The organism is Pseudomonas alvandae (assembly GCF_019141525.1).
Lineage (GTDB): Bacteria > Pseudomonadota > Gammaproteobacteria > Pseudomonadales > Pseudomonadaceae > Aquipseudomonas > Aquipseudomonas alvandae.
Genome location: NZ_CP077080.1, coordinates 3,827,292 through 3,845,273, shown reverse-complemented (window position 1 = coordinate 3,845,273; position 17,982 = coordinate 3,827,292). Strand labels below are relative to the sequence as shown.

At 62.4% G+C, this 17,982-nt stretch carries 16 protein-coding genes; 6 read left to right on the top strand and 10 right to left on the bottom strand.

Going from position 1 to position 17,982, the window contains the following annotated elements; genetic code table 11:
• Complete coding sequence (locus KSS97_RS16935; RefSeq protein WP_030141643.1) at nucleotides 1-834, bottom strand: SDR family oxidoreductase; 834 nt, start codon at nucleotides 832-834, stop codon at nucleotides 1-3.
• A gap of 284 nt (nucleotides 835-1,118) precedes the next feature.
• On the opposite strand from KSS97_RS16935, the gene treS reads away from it, so the two are divergent.
• Nucleotides 1,119-3,185 carry a maltose alpha-D-glucosyltransferase gene (gene treS, locus KSS97_RS16930; RefSeq protein WP_217859704.1) on the top strand — a complete coding sequence of 689 codons (2,067 nt, stop codon included), beginning with the start codon at nucleotides 1,119-1,121 and terminating at the stop codon, nucleotides 3,183-3,185.
• 30 nt (nucleotides 3,186-3,215) lie between these two features.
• Here treS and KSS97_RS16925 read toward each other — a convergent pair whose 3' ends face one another.
• The 6 genes from KSS97_RS16925 to KSS97_RS16900 form a co-directional block, all read right to left on the bottom strand.
• Nucleotides 3,216-3,746, bottom strand: a complete 531-nt coding sequence (locus KSS97_RS16925; protein ID WP_217859703.1) for a cupin — start codon at nucleotides 3,744-3,746, stop codon at nucleotides 3,216-3,218.
• A 188-nt stretch (nucleotides 3,747-3,934) separates the two neighbouring features.
• A complete protein-coding gene (locus KSS97_RS16920) occupies nucleotides 3,935-4,669 on the bottom strand; it encodes a substrate-binding periplasmic protein (protein ID WP_198795869.1) in 735 nt (244 codons plus the stop codon).
• A 25-nt stretch (nucleotides 4,670-4,694) separates the two neighbouring features.
• On the bottom strand, nucleotides 4,695-6,041 hold the full coding sequence (locus tag KSS97_RS16915) for a diguanylate cyclase (protein ID WP_217859702.1): 1,347 nt from the start codon (nucleotides 6,039-6,041) through the stop codon (nucleotides 4,695-4,697).
• A gap of 1 nt (nucleotide 6,042) precedes the next feature.
• A complete protein-coding gene (locus KSS97_RS16910) occupies nucleotides 6,043-6,813 on the bottom strand; it encodes a substrate-binding periplasmic protein (protein WP_217859701.1) in 771 nt (256 codons plus the stop codon).
• 97 nt (nucleotides 6,814-6,910) lie between these two features.
• Nucleotides 6,911-7,654: a PDC sensor domain-containing protein gene (locus KSS97_RS16905; protein WP_030141637.1), complete on the bottom strand. Its 744-nt coding sequence runs from the start codon at nucleotides 7,652-7,654 to the stop codon at nucleotides 6,911-6,913.
• 102 nt (nucleotides 7,655-7,756) lie between these two features.
• Entirely contained in the window at nucleotides 7,757-8,491 is a 735-nt protein-coding gene (locus KSS97_RS16900; protein ID WP_198795871.1) for a FadR/GntR family transcriptional regulator, read from the bottom strand.
• Nucleotides 8,492-8,768: 277 nt separating this feature from the next.
• Here KSS97_RS16900 and KSS97_RS16895 point away from each other — a divergent pair, with 277 nt between their 5' ends.
• From KSS97_RS16895 to mug, 5 genes are all read left to right on the top strand, one after another.
• A complete protein-coding gene (locus KSS97_RS16895) occupies nucleotides 8,769-10,262 on the top strand; it encodes an aldehyde dehydrogenase (RefSeq protein ID WP_217859700.1) in 1,494 nt (497 codons plus the stop codon).
• A gap of 61 nt (nucleotides 10,263-10,323) precedes the next feature.
• A complete protein-coding gene (locus KSS97_RS16890; RefSeq protein ID WP_030141634.1) occupies nucleotides 10,324-11,802 on the top strand; it encodes an APC family permease in 1,479 nt (492 codons plus the stop codon).
• A gap of 62 nt (nucleotides 11,803-11,864) precedes the next feature.
• Nucleotides 11,865-12,350 (top strand): ester cyclase, encoded by a 486-nt coding sequence (locus KSS97_RS16885; RefSeq protein ID WP_225936046.1) that lies wholly within the window; start codon nucleotides 11,865-11,867, stop codon nucleotides 12,348-12,350.
• A gap of 248 nt (nucleotides 12,351-12,598) precedes the next feature.
• Complete coding sequence (locus tag KSS97_RS16880; protein ID WP_217859699.1) at nucleotides 12,599-14,335, top strand: OPT family oligopeptide transporter; 1,737 nt, start codon at nucleotides 12,599-12,601, stop codon at nucleotides 14,333-14,335.
• A gap of 229 nt (nucleotides 14,336-14,564) precedes the next feature.
• Nucleotides 14,565-15,083 carry a G/U mismatch-specific DNA glycosylase gene (gene mug, locus KSS97_RS16875; protein WP_437127902.1) on the top strand — a complete coding sequence of 173 codons (519 nt, stop codon included), beginning with the start codon at nucleotides 14,565-14,567 and terminating at the stop codon, nucleotides 15,081-15,083.
• Between the two features lie 10 nt (nucleotides 15,084-15,093).
• Here mug and KSS97_RS16870 read toward each other — a convergent pair whose 3' ends face one another.
• The 3 genes from KSS97_RS16870 to KSS97_RS16860 all read right to left on the bottom strand — a co-directional run bounded on the left by KSS97_RS16870 (nucleotide 15,094) and on the right by KSS97_RS16860 (nucleotide 17,977).
• Nucleotides 15,094-15,549 carry a type VI secretion system amidase immunity protein Tai4 gene (locus tag KSS97_RS16870; RefSeq protein ID WP_030141630.1) on the bottom strand — a complete coding sequence of 152 codons (456 nt, stop codon included), beginning with the start codon at nucleotides 15,547-15,549 and terminating at the stop codon, nucleotides 15,094-15,096.
• Nucleotides 15,549-16,049 carry a type VI secretion system amidase effector protein Tae4 gene (locus KSS97_RS16865; protein ID WP_030141629.1) on the bottom strand — a complete coding sequence of 167 codons (501 nt, stop codon included), beginning with the start codon at nucleotides 16,047-16,049 and terminating at the stop codon, nucleotides 15,549-15,551. Before KSS97_RS16865 ends, KSS97_RS16870 begins: the two co-directional genes overlap by 1 nt.
• 143 nt (nucleotides 16,050-16,192) lie before the next feature.
• A complete protein-coding gene (locus tag KSS97_RS16860) occupies nucleotides 16,193-17,977 on the bottom strand; it encodes an IlvD/Edd family dehydratase (RefSeq protein WP_198795874.1) in 1,785 nt (594 codons plus the stop codon).
• Nucleotides 17,978-17,982 lie beyond the last annotated feature (5 nt).

The following is a 17,982-nucleotide window of genomic DNA, read 5'->3' as shown; positions in this document are numbered from 1 at the left end:
TCAGGCCTTCGCGTCGATGTCTGCGGAGAACGTCACGTGCCTGTATTTCTCCAGCGACCGGATTCGCTCGGCGAGTGCTTCGCTGATGGAGGAATAGGCTGTGCTGCCCAAGGTCAGGCGCAGCGGCGGATGGGTCATGTCTGCCGCGTTGATCAAGGCCTCGACGGTTTTGCCTGCGTCGCCCTTGACGGCGAAGGCACCCGTGGCCAATGCCCGGCGGACCTCTCCAGCCGGGGTGGCTTCATAACAGGCCATGGGCGTGGTGCGATCCAGCCCTTCGGCGAAATGGGTGGCGGTGGGGCCAGGCTCGATGATGACGAAATCGATCGCGAACGGCGCAACCTCCTTGGCCACGGACTCGACGAACCCTTCGATCCCCCATTTGGTCGCGTGATAAAGACTGAAGCCCGGATAAGCGATCTGGCCGCCCTCCGAGGACACCTGGACGATACGGCCACCCCCTTGGGCGCGCAGATGCGGCAGTACCGCGCGGATGAGGTGGATGGAGCCGGTGAGGTTCGTCGCGAGTTGGCGTTCGATCTGCTCGGGGCTGGCTTCTTCGGCGGCGCCGAACAGCCCGTAGCCGGCATTGCTCACGATCACGTCAATCCGTCCGGCTGCTTCGAACGCTTGTGAGACAACCGCAATGATCGCCGCTGTGTCGGTGACGTCGAGTGTCAGTATCTGCAAGCGATCGCCGTGCAGCGCCAGCAAGTCGTCCAGCGCACCTTGCTTGCGCAGCGTGGCGATGACACGGTCGCCGCGTTCGAGCAACTGCTCGCAGAGAAGACGGCCGAGGCCGGTGGATGTACCTGTAATCAACCACGTTTTCATCGTGCACTCTCCTTGGACATACCCTGTGGGAGCGAGCCTGCTCGCGAAGGCGGTGGGTCAGGCATGAGGTGTGGGCAGAAAGGACCTCTTCGCGAGCCTGCTCGCTCCCACATTTGTCCAGGGGAGGCCTTTCAGAGTTCACGCCGAACAGACCGTCCGGCGAATGACAACCGCCCCCTGCCTCAATGCAACGAATGCCGGGTCGAGGCCTCTGATGACTAACGAGCCGCAGCTTTGGAAACCAGGACTGCTGCGTTTTTTTATCTCGACAGGTGATTGTTTTCATGACGATGGCTGAGAAAAACCATATTGACTGGCTGGTCGAACAATCGATGCTCAAGGCTGCGAGGCAGCGGGCCAAGCTCTATTCGGGGCAGGGACGTCTATGGCAACAGCCCTTCGCGCACACCCGGCCCCGCGACGCCTCGGCGCTATCCTCCGTGTGGTTCACCGCGTACCCGGCTTCCATCGTCACCCGGGAAGAGGGCACGGTGCTGGAAGCGCTGGGGGATGAAACCTTGTGGCATGCGCTGTCGAAAATCGGTATCCAGGGCATCCACAACGGCCCGCTGAAGCAATCAGGCGGCCTGCGCGGCGCCGAATACACGCCGACCATCGACGGCAACTTCGACCGCATCAGCTTCGACATCGACCCGGAATTGGGCACCGAAGCCCAGCTACAGGCTTTGACGCGCATGGCCGCCGCCCACAACGCGGTGGTCATCGACGATGTCATCCCGTCCCATACCGGCAAGGGCGCGGACTTTCGCCTGGCGGAAATGGCCTATGAAGATTATCCGGGGCTCTACCATATGGTGGAGATCCGCGAGGAAGACTGGCCGCTGCTCCCGGAGGTCGAGGAGGGGCGTGATGCGCAGAACCTCACCGCGCAACAGGTGGATGCCCTGCGCGACAAACACTACATTGTCGGCCAGTTGCAGCGGGTGATTTTCTTCGAGCCCGGCGTCAAGGAAACCGACTGGAGTGCGACTCCTGTCGTCATAGGCGTCGATGGCAAGCCGCGGCGTTGGGTCTACCTGCATTATTTCAAGGAAGGCCAGCCGTCGTTGAACTGGCTCGACCCAAGCTTTGCCGCGCAACAGATGATCATCGGCGATGCGCTGCACGCCATCGATTGCATGGGCGCGAAGATCCTGCGCCTGGACGCCAACGGTTTCCTTGGCGTGGAACGCAAGCTCGACGGTACCGCCTGGTCCGAGAGCCATCCGTTGTCGATCACCGGCAACCAGTTGCTCGGCGGTGCGATTCGCAAGGCCGGCGGTTTCAGTTTCCAGGAACTGAACCTGACCCTCGATGACATCGCCGCCATGTCCCACGGCGGGGCGGACCTGTCCTATGACTTCATCACGCGCCCGGCCTACCAACACGCGTTGCTGATGGGCGACACCGAATTCCTGCGGTTGATGCTGCGCCAGATGCACGCCTTCGGCATCGATCCAGGGTCGCTGATCCACGCGTTGCAGAACCACGACGAATTGACCCTGGAGCTGGTGCATTTCTGGACGCTGCACGCCCACGACACGTACCTGTACCAAGGCCAGACGTTCCCCGGCAGCATCTTGCGCGAGCACATTCGCGAGCAAATGTATGAGCGCCTGTCCGGGGAACACGCCCCGTACAATCTCAGGTTCGTGACCAACGGCGTGTCCTGCACCACGGCCAGTATCATCACCGCCGCGTTGGGCATTCGCGACCTCGATACGATCACCGCCGCCGATATCCAGCAGATTCGCCAGGTCCATCTGTTGCTGGTGATGTTCAACGCCATGCAGCCGGGCGTGTTCGCCTTGTCGGGCTGGGATCTGGTGGGAGCGTTGCCGTTGCCGGCGGAGCAGGTCGAACACCTGATGCGCGACGGCGACACGCGCTGGATTCATCGCGGTGCCTATGACTTGGTGGACCTCAATCCGGAGGCGCCGTTGTCGGCTGGGCAGATGCCCCGGGCCAGGACGTTGTACGGCAGCCTGCCAAGTCAATTGGAGGATCCGGATTCGTTCGCCTCGCAACTGCGCAGGATCCTGGCCGCACGCCGGGCCTACGACATCGCGGCGAGCCGGCAGATACTGATTCCGGACGTCGAGCATCCGGGGTTGCTGATCATGGTCCACGAGCTGCCGGCCGGCAAAGGCACGCAGATCACCGCGCTGAACTTCGGCTCGACGCCGATCACTGAAACCCTGCACCTGCCAGGTATCGCACCGGGACCGGTGGTGGACATTATCAATGAGCGGGTCGAAGGGGATCTCACGGACGAGGGCGAGTTCACCATTACCCTGGATGCGTTCGAAGGGCTGGCGCTGCGGGTGGTGAGCAGTTCGCCGATGATCTAGGACGGACGATGAGCGCGATGGGGTGAAATCTCAGTGGGGATCCGACCAGTACCGGGTAACGCCACCCTCGCTGCCTAGCACCGGATCCCGATCAGGAAACGGCAGCGTGTCGATGGCCGCGAGCTGCGCCTCGTTCGGCGCTTCGCGGCGGATGTCGGCCTCCTGGCCGGGTGGGTACGCCCCGACCACCAGGAAGTCGTCGCTGGCGCCCAGGTTGCAATGCCCGGTGCCGACGGGCAGCAGCAATACATCGCCAGCCTTGACCTCGACGACCTGCCCATCGGGCCCGCCGAGCATCAGGCGCGCCTGGCCGCTGGCGACGCCCAGGGCTTCGTGGCCCTGGGTGTGGTAGTGATGGAAGTCGTAGATCCCGTAGCGCCATTGCGGCGGCCAGCCGTTGGCGCGAAAGACCTCTTCGATGCGGGTGGCCAGGTCGCCTGCCTGGTTGGTCATCGCATCCCGATAAATGATCACGGGCAGGCGCGGGTTGTTGGGCACCCAGTCGTTGCGCTCCAGCATCAGCGTCTGTATGGCATTCGGCATCGTGTTCAGCGCGCTCATCGAAAGTCTCCACCGCAGGTAGCAAAACCCGGCCTGTGGGAGCGAGCCTGCTCGCGAAATCGGTGTGTCAGCCGCCGTCGATGTCGAATGGGCCGACGTCTTCGCGAGCAGGCTCACTCCCACTGGCATGTGAAGGTCTGGACGGGTTTTCGATAGCAGAGTTCAACGCCGCTGACCGCTGTCGCCCGTCAGCGTTTTTCCTTCATGATGCGCTCCACCTCGCCCGAAGCCTTGAGTTGCTCGAACGCGCGTTGGGCCTTGGCGACGGTTTCGTCCGGCGTGTTCAGGCTGAAGGCCAGGTAGACCCGGTGGGGTTGTTCATCCAATGCGTAGACTTCCTCCAGCAGGTTGAAATCCATCTGGGCATCCTGGCTCATCAGGCGTGCGGTGTTCTCGGGCATCGGCACCAGTTGCACCTGATGATTGAGCAGCTTCTGAAAGTTATCGTGATTGTCCGCCGACACGACCAATCTCTTGAAGCCGCGATCCTGCAGGTAGATCTGCTTGGCGTCGTTGCGCACCACGCCGATGCTGTACTGCTTGGCCTCTTCGAGATTACCGATCCTGATGGGTTCGGCGTCTCGCAGTTTGTAGAGCCGGCTGGTGGAACGATGGATTTCACCGACCCATTTGAACAGTTGCTCCCGGGCCGGCGTGCGGTCGAGGGGGAAAATCAGCACGTTGGGCTCGCGCAGGGCCATTTCGTAGGCCCGTGCCCAGGGATACAAAGCCATGTGGTAGTCGCCGAGGTCGGCGTTTTTCAAGGTGTCGGAGGTAATGTGAATGCCGGGGCCGACCAGTTTGTCGTCGAGCAGGTAGGCGTACAGCGAGTCTTCGGTGACGACTTCGATGGTATCGGCCTGGCTTTTGACGGTGACCAGGGCCAGCAATACGAACGCGTAGAGCATCAGGTGGTGGCGCATACAAACCTCGTGGCTGGCGTTGTGTTCAGAGGGAAACGCGGTTGCGCCCCTGGTGCTTGGCCCGGTACAGCGCCTGGTCGGCGCGTTGCATCAGTTGATCGAAATGGTCCATGGCTTCGGGGTCCAGTTGGGCGACGCCGATGCTCAAGGTGACGAAAGGGGAGACCGATGAGCCGCTGTGGGGCAATTGGCGTTCCGCCAGTGCGGCGCGCAGCCGTTGGGCCGCATCGCAGGCCTGCTGCGTGTCCACGTTGGGCAGCACCACGACGAACTCCTCGCCACCGATCCGCGCGGTCAATTCGCCGGAGCGCCCATACACCTCACGCAGGGTGTCGGCGATCTGTTGCAGGCATTGGTCGCCGTTCACGTGGCCATAGGTGTCGTTGTAGATCTTGAAGAAATCCACGTCGCACATGAGCAGGGCCAGGGGCGTCCGATGGCGGATGGCGCGGTTGAATTCAACTTCCTTCAACTCGTCGAAATGACGACGGTTGGCCAAACCCGTCAAGGCATCGTGGCGCGACAACGTTTCAAGGGCGTCGTTGGCGGCCTTGAGCTCTGCGGTACGCGCCTCGACCAGCTCCACCAATTGGTCGCGGCTGGCGGCAATCGCCAGTTCGTCCGTGCGCTGGCGCTCCAGGTGTGCGCGGAGGTTGTCCTGCAGTTCGTTGACCTGGGATTCCAGCAAGCTCAGTTCATCCTGGCGATTGACCGAGCGCTGCAGCTTGAGGTGACGCTGGAGCGTCTGCGGCGCGAGCGCGCCCAGATGCCGGGCGATGTGCACCACATGAATGGTCACCAGGCGATTGAACATGGTCATCACCAACCCGGCCAGCAGCATGGATTGGATGATCTGGGTGATGACGATGCTGCGTGCTTCACCCCAAAGACGCTCCCACAGGAGTCGGTTGTCGCCTTCGATGGTCAGCTCGCCGACTTTTTCATGGGCGCCCAGGTAGGGTTCGGCGACAAGCTCGCGATGCAGCACCGGCGCCGCACCCGATGCGGCACCGGAAGCGTAGCGATTGAGCTCGATGATCTCCGGGGATCGACCGGGCCGCAGGATGTTCAGCACCACGCGTCCGACGGGCGCGGCGCTCGCGACACTGGTGAGTTGCTTGTCCAGGGATTCGCGATCCATTTCCCAGATCGCATGGGCCAAGGTGTCCCGGAATACCTGATCGATCAGTCCCAGCTCGGAGTTCATTTCCGCCAGGTTGTTCTCCCACGCGAGCCAGGTTCGCCATGTCACCATTGCCAGGGTGAACAGCAGGCAGAACAACAAGGTCGCGAGCACCAGCCTCCGCCCGAGCGAGCTGAGTGCCTTGGCCTGTGGTTGCACGGACGGAGACGGGCGGAATCTACCGTCCATTTCACAACCACTTGCGCGCGATGGCATCGTAGACGCCGTTGCGACGAATGGCCTCCAGGCCGGCGCGGAATTTTTCCACGGTCTGCGGCGGCGTCTTGCGGCTGAACGCCATGTTCAGGCCGTCGGCGCTGCTGAGTTCGGGCAGGGGCAGCGACTGGATCAGGACTTTGTCCGGATCTTCGCCATTCTGGCGGGTCAGGTACAGCGCGTTGAGTTCGTTGGAAATCCACAGCTCTACGTGATCGACCTTGAGCTTGCGGTAGTTGTGTTCGTACTTGGTGCTGGACTGCAGTTCCTCGCCGATGCGAAAGCCCTTCGAGACCAGGTATTGTTCGCCCACGTCCTGATTGACGGTCGCAATCTGGTGCCCGTGGGCGTCGGCCAGGGAGTTGAGTTTCACCGGCCGGTCGGCCAGCGAGTAGATGTACCACTTGGTCGGAGCGATGGCGCCGATCCACTGGAACAGCGATTCACGCTCAGGCGTGCGCACAATCGAATAAATCAGGACGTTGCTTTCATTGAGCGCCAGTTCGTAGGCACGTGCCCAGGGCATGGGCTGGATCGATGCTGTCATGCCGACTTCCTTGAGCACGGCCTCGACCACCTCGGTGCTCATGCCAGTCACGCGCCCGTCCTGCGTCATGTTGTAGGGCGGCAATTCCTCGGTGACGATGCGCAGCGGCGGCTCTGCCGCGATGGCCAACGCCGATCCCCCTGCAACCAGGAGCATCAGGACGCCGAACATCAGTAAGCGATTAAGCTGCCAAGCCATTGATCATTACCCTATGCAACCAGCAGAGCCGGGCGAGGCCTGAGGGCCTTCGTCACTGAGGTTATCGGCTGGGCCAGGGGCTGCTTGAGGGCCGTGGTCAAATTCGTGGGGCGGGCCGTTCCACCACGCTCCAATAGGACGACGTATCGATCAGGCTCAACACCCGGCTGTGTTCCATGTCCTGATTCAAGGTGTCGCGGATCAGATCGCCGGCCAGCCAGCTCGACGTGTTGGCGGCAAGCACCCGGCCCTCGGCGTTGAGTAGCAGCGCTTCATTGCTGATCCGCATGAGGCTGCGCACCAGCAAGGGCTCCAGGGAGTGCAGGGAAATATCGGCAGCGGCGACGCCGATGAAGCGATCATCGAAGAAGATCGGCAGCGAAAACGCCACGATGTACTGCTCGGTGCCATACAAATCGACAAAAGGCCCTTCGATGGACGGCCGGCGAGTTTGCTGGGGACGGGTGTACCACGGCATGTGCAGGTAGTCGTAGAAGCGATCGCTGCGGCTGTTGAGGTTCAGCTTCAGCGGCTGTATCGCTTCCTGCTGGGTGCGACACCACCATTGCAGGTGCATCTCGCAATCCTTCAGTTCCCCCGGCGCAAAGACCACGCCGGCGCCGTGGAACTTGAGGCTTTCGGAGTCGAGGATCCGCCGGACGACCGCCAGCAGCGGCTTGAGATCGCCTTGGTCGGGTTGCTTCGCCTTGCACCGTTGCTGTTCCCAAATGCTCGATACCTGGGCACCCAGTGCCTCGAGGCCTTTGAAGACGTTACTAATCGAAGCGTTGATCAGCGCTGCGCATTGGGTCAGTTCGTGTGCCGACATTTCATTGGCCATGGCTCTACCTCATGACTCGGAGGGTATGCTGCGGGAGGCAGGCGACGCGGGCTGGACGTCGAGCTGCAGGGCGAGTCATTCGTTCAGCAAGTTCTGTTCCACTCATCCGGCGTCCTGCGCCATCTGTTGCAACCGCACACTGCTGAGGCGGCGGATGCCGCGTGCCACATGGGCTTCGGCAAGGGCGCCGGCCAGGTTGCTGTCGTTGGCAATGATGGCTTCGAGGATGGCCCGGTGTTCGCGTTCAATGGCTTGGGGATCCGGCTGGCCGGCGAACGGCAGCCACAGCAGTTCGCCCAGTTCCGCCTGCAAGCGCGCCTCGCTGTGGGTCAGCCGCACGGACTGCGCCGCCACTGCAATCTCGATATGAAACCGGGCATCGGCGCGCCGCCGCTCTCGACGCTCCTTGGCGTTTGCCAAGGCCTCGATGAAGCCGTCCAGCCGCGCATGCTGCTCCGGGCCGGCTCGCTGGGCCGCCAATCGGGCGGCAGCACCTGAAATTGCACAGTGTTCATCGGCCAGGTCACGCAACTGCAAGGTGCTGATTTCCCGCAACTGGTCGAACAGCGCCTCCTCCGAAGTCACGGGCGCGGCGCAGATGAAACTCCCGCCGTTGCGACCGCGCCGGGTTTCGATCACCCCGCGCTCGCGCAACGCCGCCAGGGCATCGCGCAGCGTGACCGTAGCGACGCCGAGCTGGGTGGACAGGCTGTTTTCGCTGGGCAGCTGTTCGCCCTCGACGAGCAGCCCGAGGTCGATCATTTCAATCAGGCGGCGGGTGACGGATTCCGTTTTCCCTTCCTGGTTGACGCGTATGAGGCTCGATGTGGGGCTCATGGTCGATTCATTCATAAACGGGGTCATTGACACCTGTGGCAAGCGTCCGATGTGGCGTCAAGCGCGAACGGTTCCGCGTGTGCTTAAAAATTCTATTTCAGTTTTTAATCCGCTTTCGTCTCTCGGACGCCTGGGGATTCTAGGGATTCGAGGCACTGCAAGTCAAAGAATCGTGCCTTTATTCGTATCGGCGGGGGTTCTCAGGGTCTAAAAGATATGGTTCCATATGTTTAAGCGAGCCCAGATCGCATCATCGAACCCAGGAGCACCCTTCACCATGAGTCACATGAGCCGAGCAGAGTGGGAAACCCGAGCCAACGCGCTGGACATCGAAGGGCGTGCCTTTGTCGACGGACGCTATGTGCCGGCCTGTTCAGGGGCGACCTTCGATTGCATAAGCCCAATCGATGGGCGTTTGTTGGGCGCGGTTGCCAGTTGCGATGGGGCAGATGCCGACCTGGCGGTCGCCAATGCCCGGTCGGCCTTCGATTCGGGCGTCTGGTCGCGCCTGGCACCGGCGAAGCGCAAGGCGGTCATGCTGCGTTTTGCCGATCTGTTGGAGGCCCATTCCGAGGAATTGGCGTTGCTGGAAACCCTGGACATGGGCAAGCCGATCAGCGATGCGCTGGCGGTGGACCTGCCCGGTTCCATCGACAGTATTCGCTGGTGTGGCGAGGCCATCGACAAGATCTACGATGAGGTCGCCGCCACGGCGCCTGACCAACTCGGCCTCGTGACCCGCGAACCGGTTGGCGTGGTGGCGGTCATCGTGCCGTGGAATTTCCCGCTGATGATGGCGTCGTGGAAACTGGGACCGGCGCTGGCGACCGGCAACTCGGTCATCCTGAAGCCCTCGGAGCGTTCGCCGCTGACCGCCATCCGTATCGCCCAGTTGGCCCTCGAGGCGGGTTTGCCGGCGGGTGTGCTCAATGTTCTTCCGGGTTACGGCGGCACCGTCGGCAAGGCGCTGGCCCTGCACCGTGACGTCGACACCCTGGCGTTCACCGGTTCGACCCAAGTGGCCAAGCAGCTCTTGGTGTACGCCGGCGAATCGAACATGAAGCGGGTCTGGCTCGAGGCCGGCGGTAAAAGCCCGAACATCGTGTTCGCCGACGCGCCCGACCTGCAGGTCGCTGCCGAAGCGGCGGCCGCCGCCATCGCCTTCAATCAGGGCGAAGTCTGCACCGCCGGTTCACGTTTGCTGGTCCAGGCGTCCATCAAGGCACGGTTCGTGCCGATGGTCATCGAGGCGCTGAAGGCGTGGAAGCCGGGGCATCCACTCGATCCCGAGACCAACGTGGGCGCGTTGGTGGACAGCCGCCACCTGGAAGGGGTGCTGCAGCGTATCCAGGGCGGGCAGGAGGAGGGGGCGCGGTTATTGCTGGGTGGGCGCGTGGCGTTGGAGGAGAGCGGTGGCAGCTACGTCGAGCCGACGCTGTTCGACAATGTCAGCAATGGGATGAAGATCGCTCGGGAGGAGATCTTCGGGCCCGTCCTCTCGGTGATCGAATTCGACGATGCCGAGGAGGCGGTGCGTATCGCCAATGACACGCCCTATGGGCTGGCGGCTGCGGTCTGGACGGCTGACCTGTCCCGTGCCCACAACGTCGCCCGTGCGCTCAGGGCCGGAAGTGTCTGGGTCAACCTGTACGACGGCGGCGACATGATGGCGCCGTTCGGTGGCTACAAGCAGTCCGGCAACGGCCGCGACAAGTCCTTGCATGCCTTCGACAAATACACCGAGATCAAGGCCACCTGGATACAGCTCTAAGCGCTGGGATGCGGCCTGTTCGACGCTTACAACAACAATTTTCCTGCTGAAGGATGGTGAAATGAACAGCTCGATGAATGCCTCGGTGGCGGTGGACCAGGATGCGGAGCAACTCCGTGCGCTGGGATACACCTCGAATTTTGAACGCAGCATGAGCCTGTGGCAGAACTTTGCCCTCGGCTTCACTTATCTGTCGCCGGTGGTCGGCGTCTACACCTTGTTTGGTTTGTGCCTGGCGGCCGGCGGGCCGCCGATGTTCTGGTCCTACCTGTTGGTGGGGTTCGGCCAGATGCTGGTGTGCCTGATTTTTTGCGAAGTCGTGTCCCAGTATCCGATTTCCGGTGGCGTCTACCCGTGGGCCCGGCGCCTGGTGGGCAAGAAGTGGGCGTGGATGGTCGGATGGATCTACGCCATTTCGCTGTGCGTCACCATTGCGGCGGTGGCGCTGGGGGCCGGTCCCTATATCGCCAGCCTGCTGGGTTTCGAACCTTCGCCGGTCACCAACACCCTGGTGGCCCTGGTGCTGACCGCCGCCGCGACGGTCTTGAACCTCAGCGGCACCAAGCTGCTGGCACGGGTGGCAATGTTCGGCTTTCTCTGTGAGTTGGTCGGTGCCCTGGTGATCGGCGGCTACCTGCTGATTTTCGAGCGTCACCAGCCCTTGAGCGTGCTGTTCGATACGTTTGATATTTCCATCGACGGGGCCTACTGGCCGGCGTTCCTCGCGGCTTCCTTGGCGGGGATGTTCCTCTACTACGGTTTCGAAGCCTGTGGCGACGTTGCCGAAGAAACACCGAACCCCAGCCGCCAGGTGCCCAAGGCGATGCGCATGACCATCTGGATCGGCGGCGCCGCTTCGATCTTCGCTGCGCTCGCCTTGATCCTCGCGGTGCCTGATATCGCCGCGGTGATTTCCGGACAGGACAAGGACCCGATGTCGACGATTTTCGGCGCGGCGTTCGGCCCGGTGATGTCCCGGGTGGTGATGGGCGTGATCACCGTCTCGTTCGTTTCCTGCGTGCTGAGCCTGCAGGCCTCGGCCAGTCGTCTGCTCTACGCCTACGCCCGGGATGAAATGCTCATGGGCAGCGCGACGCTGAAAAAACTCTCGCCCAAGACCCACGTGCCGACAGCGGCGTTGCTGGTCTGCGGTGTGCTGCCGGCGATCATCGTGTGCGTTGGCTTCTACTTGCAGAACGCCGTCGCGATGGTGGTGAGTTTTGCCGCCATCGGCATCTACCTGGCCTTCCAGATGATTGTCAGCGGTGTGCTGTATGCCCGCCTGCGTGGCTGGAAACCCCAGGGCCAATTCACCCTCGGACGTTGGGGCTGGATCGTGAACATTGCCGCGCTCTGCTACGGCGTGTTCGCCATCGTCAACATGTCGTGGCCACGCACACCCGATGCGCCCTGGTACGTGAACTACGGCATCGTGCTGGTGGGCGCCATCGTGATTCTTGCCGGCCTCGTCTACATGGCGCTGTTCCGTCCCTACGAGAAGGGCACGGCCCCCGCTTCAGATGCCTGGAAGCAACGCTAGACGCACTCGAACGCCTGTCGTTTCCGACGGCAGGCGACACCTCTTGGAAAAGGCTGGACGCTATGACCTCTCGAATCCAATCAATGCTGCTTGGCCTGCTCCTGATCCTCGCCAGCCATGGTGTCCTGGCGGCTGGCCAGGAACAGACGCTGGATATCATCCACGGCTACATGAAGGCCTGGAATGCCCATGACGCCCAAGCGGCGGCCCAGTACTTCGCCCCGGATGTCGAGTTCCTCGACGCCTCGGTGGGCGTGCCTCAGGTGGGGCGTGAAAATGCCAAGAGCCAGGTGGTCGAGGTGTTCATGCGGGCGGTGCCCGACCTGCAATGGAAAATGCTTGGCGACCCGATTCTCAAAGGCGAAGGGATTGCCTTCGAATGGGAGTTCAAGGGCAACAATACCGGGCCATGGAGCACTGAAACCCCGGCCACGGGACGCCCCTTGAGCTTCAAGGGCGTCAGTTTCATACGGCTCAGGGACGGCAAGATCCTCACCCAGCACGACTACTACGACGCCCTTGGTTTCAACAAGCAGCTGGGTTGGTAACGCAATGCCGGGGTTGCCCTCTGGATGAACCTTACGGCAATACAGCGCTCACTTGTTAGGCTCTGTACGAAATGTATCCGCACTCGCCCATACTGCGTTGAAACGAGGCTCGGAATGCTCATGTACTCCAGTACACTCCGCTTCCTCGCCCCGTTTCGCCTTGTTTGGCCTTCGCGCGAACACATTTCGTACAGAGCCTAGGTCGTCACCTCAGGTGACCGTGCTGTTTTTGCCGATAAGGAATTCGCATGGATCAAACCTCGACCCCGCACGTCCACGCTGTAGAGCGTGAATTCAGCCCGCGCGCGGTGATCACCGGGATCGTGCTCGGTATCCTCCTGACGCCCTCCAATGTCTACGCGGGATTGAAGATCGGCTGGTCGTTCAACATGTCGATCATTGCCTTGCTGGTCGGCTACGGTGTCTGGCAAGGCCTGGCCAAGCGCTCGGCTGCCGGGTTGCCCTGGACGCTGCATGAAAGCAACATCAACCAGACCGTGGCGTCCGCCGCGGCATCGATCATCTCCGGCGGGCTGGTGGCGCCGATCCCGGCGTATACCTTGCTGACCGGCCAGCAACTCGACGCTTTGCCAATGGTCGCCTGGGTGTTTTCAGTGAGTTTCCTGGGCATCTGGATCGCCTGGTACCTGCGACCCTCGCTGCTCAACGACAAGGCCCTGAGGTTTCCCGAGGGCATGGCGACCCTGGAAACCCTGCTGCATATCTACAACCATGGCCATGAAGCGGCGACGCGCCTCAAGGTGTTGCTGGGTGCGACGCTGCTGTCCGGGCTGGCGAAGTGGGTCGACACGTTCGTTTGGGCCATCCCACGCTGGTCGCCGAGCGCCCAGCTGGAACGGCTCACATTCACCGCCGACCCTTCGCTGTTGCTGGTGGGATTCGGCGGCATCATCGGCATCCGTGTCGGCCTGACCCTATTGCTCGGCGCACTGCTGGCGTGGGGCGGGTTGGCGCCGTGGTTGTTGGAAAATGGCCTGGTGCAAATGCCGCCCGGCAGCAGCGGCCCACAATTCGCGGTGCTGGTGGAATGGTTGCTGTGGCCGGGCGTGAGCCTGATGGTCTGCTCGACCCTGGCTTCCCTGGCGATCCGCCTGTGGACGCTGCACGCGTCCACCAAGGCCAGCGGCGGGACAACCTGGGCGATCCCCAAGGCCGGGCCCGCGATTGGGTTTTTGCTGGCGATCGTTCTGGTGGTCAGCCTGCAAGCGGTGTTGTTTGGCATCAATCCGTGGATGGCGTTGCTGACCATTCCCCTGGCCATCTGCCTGGCGGCGGTGGCGGCCCGGGTGGTGGGCGCCACGGGTATCCCGCCCATCGGCGCCATCGGGCAGTTGTCCCAACTGAGCTTCGGCATCGTCGCGCCGGGGCAGGTGCCGATCAACCTGATGAGCGCCAACACGGCCGGCGGTTCGGCCGGGCAATGCACGGACTTGATGAACGACTTCAAGGTCGGCCGGGCAATCGGCGCGACGCCGCGCAAGCAACTGCTGGCCCAGACGCTGGGGATTTTCATCGGCAGTATCGTCGGCGTGCTGGCCTACCTGGCGTTGATCCCCGACCCGCAAACCATGCTACTCACCGAAGAATGGCCAGCTCCGGCAGTCGCCACCTGGAAGGCCGTCGCGCAGACCCTGACCCATGGCCTGGACTCGTTGTCGGCGAGCATCCGCTGGGCGATCTTCATCGGTGGTTTCGCCGGTTTGCTGCTGGGCATTCTCGATAGCTTGCTGCCGGCCCATCGCGCCCGCTACCTGCCCAGCACCGCAGCCTTGGGCCTGGCATTTGTGCTGCCGGCCTCGGTCTCGCTGATGATGGCCCTCGGCGCCGTGCTCACCTGGCTGGTGAGCTGCCGCTGGCCGAGCCTCACCGAACGCTTCGCGATTACCGCGGCGGCGGGGTTGATCGCCGGGGAGAGCATCACCGGGGTGGGTGCGTCGTTGTGGGAAATGCTCGGGAACCTCTGAGCACGGCAAGCGCCGCTCATGTCCACCGAAGGCCCGGCAACGTGCAGTCGGGCGCGACGCCTATTCATATGAATTCTGGCAACAGTGTTTGTCCCGGCGCTCCATTTTTAGCCCGTGCCGCAGTTCTTATCATCGTCTCCAGGCCGCCAGCAATCAGGCTGAAGCGGTCCACTCAACTTGACGGCCTTGCGCGCGCCGCGATCAGCCTCATGTGCGGCCGGGCAGCCTGATGCCAGGCCTCGAAGACATCCTCGCGGAAAATCTGGCGGTGGTGTTTTGCGGTATCAACCCTGGCCTGATGGCGGCGGCCCAGGGGCATCATTTTGCCGGTCGAGGCAATCGGTTCTGGCCCACGCTTCACCTCGCCGGGTTCACCCCGCAACGCTTACTGCCGGAGGACGATCGGTCAATCCTGCAATACCGTTGTGGCTTGACCATCGTGGTCGAGCGACCGACGGCGCGGGCGGATCAACTGTCCATCACTGAGTTCACCTCGGTGGCGGCGAGCTTCGAACAGAAGATCATCCGCCATGCGCCCCGCTGCCTGGCGTTCCTCGGTAAGTCTGCCTACGCCGGGTTGGTGCGAAAAAAGGACGTGGCATGGGGGCGCCAGGCGCAAGCGTTCGGCGGCGCCGAGGTCTGGGTCTTGCCCAACCCCAGCGGACGCAACCGGGCGTTCACGCTGGGGCAGTTGGTGGCGGCGTATCGGGTGCTGTACCAGGCGATGCAATACCAGACTCCGTCATGATTAGATCGCGTCAGTTGCTTTTCTGCCGTGGCGGATTGTCTTGGCGGTAAGTGTGATCAGGATCGATAACCAGTTGCTTGACCTGATTGTCGAGTTCTTTGCTGTGATAAAGATCGAGGCATTTGAGCAGCTCGAAGCGGACCCCCGGACGTTCCGATTCCACCACAGGATTGCGATAATCACGGGCCAGGAATTGATCGATCAACGGTTTGCCGACCTGGGGCGCTTGCTCAAGGTCGAAATACGTCCAGTCCATCAGCGCACTGGCGCTGCTACCGGCATCCTGGGCCGCGTCAGGTTCACCTTTGTAGGCTGTCGCGATGCAGTCCGCCAGTACCATGTCCTTGTAGTTTTGCGCGTAGGTGCGTCCGCCTGCCTGTGGGGAATCGCTCGGTCCATCCTTGGCCCAATTCACGCCAGGCGCGATTGCCCAGGCCGATAACAGGAGTGCGGTGAAGGCTTTCATCACGGCAAGCTCCAGAAGTTCGCCTGGTCGGTTTTATAGTTCACGCCCGGTTCATTGAAATAGCAGTGGTCATAACACATCCTGCCGTCAAACAACGTGGCGTGGCCCTTGGCGTCCTCCCAACCGGAGATCTCGAACAGGATGAGCCCCTTCTTCCCTGCGAGGGTGCCGCCATCCGCAGCCGGATACTTGACCGTCTCGGCACGTCCCCACTGCTGTTCCAGGTATGAAATCAAATCCTTGACGAGGTGGAAATACCAACGCTTGTCGGCACCCGACACGGTTTTTCCCCGTATATGTGGGATAAGTGAGCCGGAGTAATTGAGGATGTAGCTCATGCGAACCGCACAAGTGTTGACCCACCTGGCGGTCGGGTGACTGCTGTTGATGTTCAGGGCCACGTTGCCCCCGATAATTGTCGCAACTTTTTCAGATGGATTGATGGGGTCGTAGATCCGTTGCGAGGCCGCCCACGCGCTGGAAAAGGAGGGTCGAATCATGATTCATCCTTGATTTCAGGCAGCATACGGCTGCGGTTGGTTCTTTGCTGAAACGAAAGATAGCTTCAAATAGCCGGATCATCAAAGGCCGCTGTCCATGACTTCATCTGGTTGCGGAAGGACAGCGTGCCTGTTCACCAAGATCAATGAGAATGCCGCGGCTCCCCGCTGCGAGCGATCACCCTCAAGTGCAACGTGGCTGGTTCCAGGCAACCCCCGGTGGACAGCTGCCCGACCAGTTGCCGGTACAGCTCCTGCCAAGGCGTTTGCGAAGGCGGGATGTTCGGCGTCCATGCGAGGCGCCGTCGCTCCATTTCGGCCTCGTCCACCAGCAGGTTCACGGTGCGGGTATTCAGGTCGACTCTCAGCCGGTCGTTGGTCTGTAGCAGCGCCAGGCCACCGCCGACGGCGGCTTCCGGGGACATGTTGAGGATCGACGGGCTCGCCGAGGTGCCGCTCTGGCGGCCATCGCCCAGGCAGGGCAGGGAGTCGATGCCGCGCTTGATCAGCGCCGCTGGCGGGGCCATGTTCACCACTTCGGCGCTGCCGGGATAGCCCACGGTGCCGGCGCCGCGAATCACCAGGATGCAGCGCTCGTCGATGTCCAGTGCCGGGTCGTCGATGCGCGCGTGGTAGTCCTCCGGCCCTTCGAAGACGATGGCCCGCGCTTCGAAGCTGTTCTCGGCGCCGGGTTCGGACAGGTAGGTCTTGCGGAACGCCTCGCCCACCACTGACATCTTCATGATCGCGCTGTCGAAAAAATTGCCGCTGAGCACGATGAAGCCGGCGCGGTGTTTGAGCGGGGTCTCGAAGGGGTGGATGACATCGGCGTCGCAGGTCAGGCTGCCGGTGACGATCTCACCGATGGTCTTGCCGCTGACGGTGGCGCAGTGTTCGTGCAGGCGTCCGGCCTTTTGCAGTTCATGCATGACCGCCGGGACGCCGCCGGCACGGTGGAAACCTTCGCCCAGGTATTTGCCGGCGGGCATGCAGTTGACCAACAGCGGCACGTCCTCGCCGATTTGTTGCCAGTCGTCCAGGCTCAATTCGACGCCCATGTGCCGGGCGATGGCGATCAGGTGCGGCGGGCAGTTGCTCGATGCGCCCAATGCCGAAGCGACAGCGATGGCGTTCTCGAACGCTTCGCGGGTCATGATCTGCGAGGGGCGCACGTCCTGGCGCACCAGTTCACAGATGCGCTTGCCGGTGGCGTAGGCCATCTGTCCGCGCTCGCGGTAAGGCGCCGGGATGCTTGCGCAACCTGGCAACGACATGCCAAGGGCTTCGGCCAGTGCGTTCATCGACAGGGCGGTGCCCATGGTGTTGCAGTGGCCGACGGAGGGCGAGGCCGCCGTGGTCATTTCCATGAAGCCTTCGTAGTTGATCTCGCCAGCGGCCATCAGGTTGCGTGCGTGCCAGAGCACTGTGCCGGAGCCGATCAGCTCGCCCTTGTGGCGGCCGTCGAGCATCGGCCCGCCGGACAACACGATCGACGGCAGGTCGGTGGTCGCCGCCGCCATCAGGCAGGCGGGGGTGGTCTTGTCGCAACCGGTGGTGAGCACCACGCCGTCCAGCGGATAACCGTGGAGGATTTCCACCAGGCCCAGATAAGCCAGGTTACGGTCCAGCGCCGCCGTGGGCCGGCGAGACTGTTCGGCGATGGGGTGAACCGGGAATTCCATTGGAATGCCACCGGCATCACGGATACCGGCCTTGACCCGTTGCGCCAGTTCCAGGTGATGGCGGTTGCAGGGCGTCAGGTCGCTGCCGGTCTGGGCGATGCCGATGATCGGCCGTCCCGATTGCAGCTCCTCGCGGGTCATCCCATAGTTCATGTAGCGTTCGACATACAGCGCGGTCATGTCCGCGTGGGCCGGGTCGTTGAACCATTGCTCGCTGCGCAGGCGGCGTTTTGGCGTGTCACTCATGATTC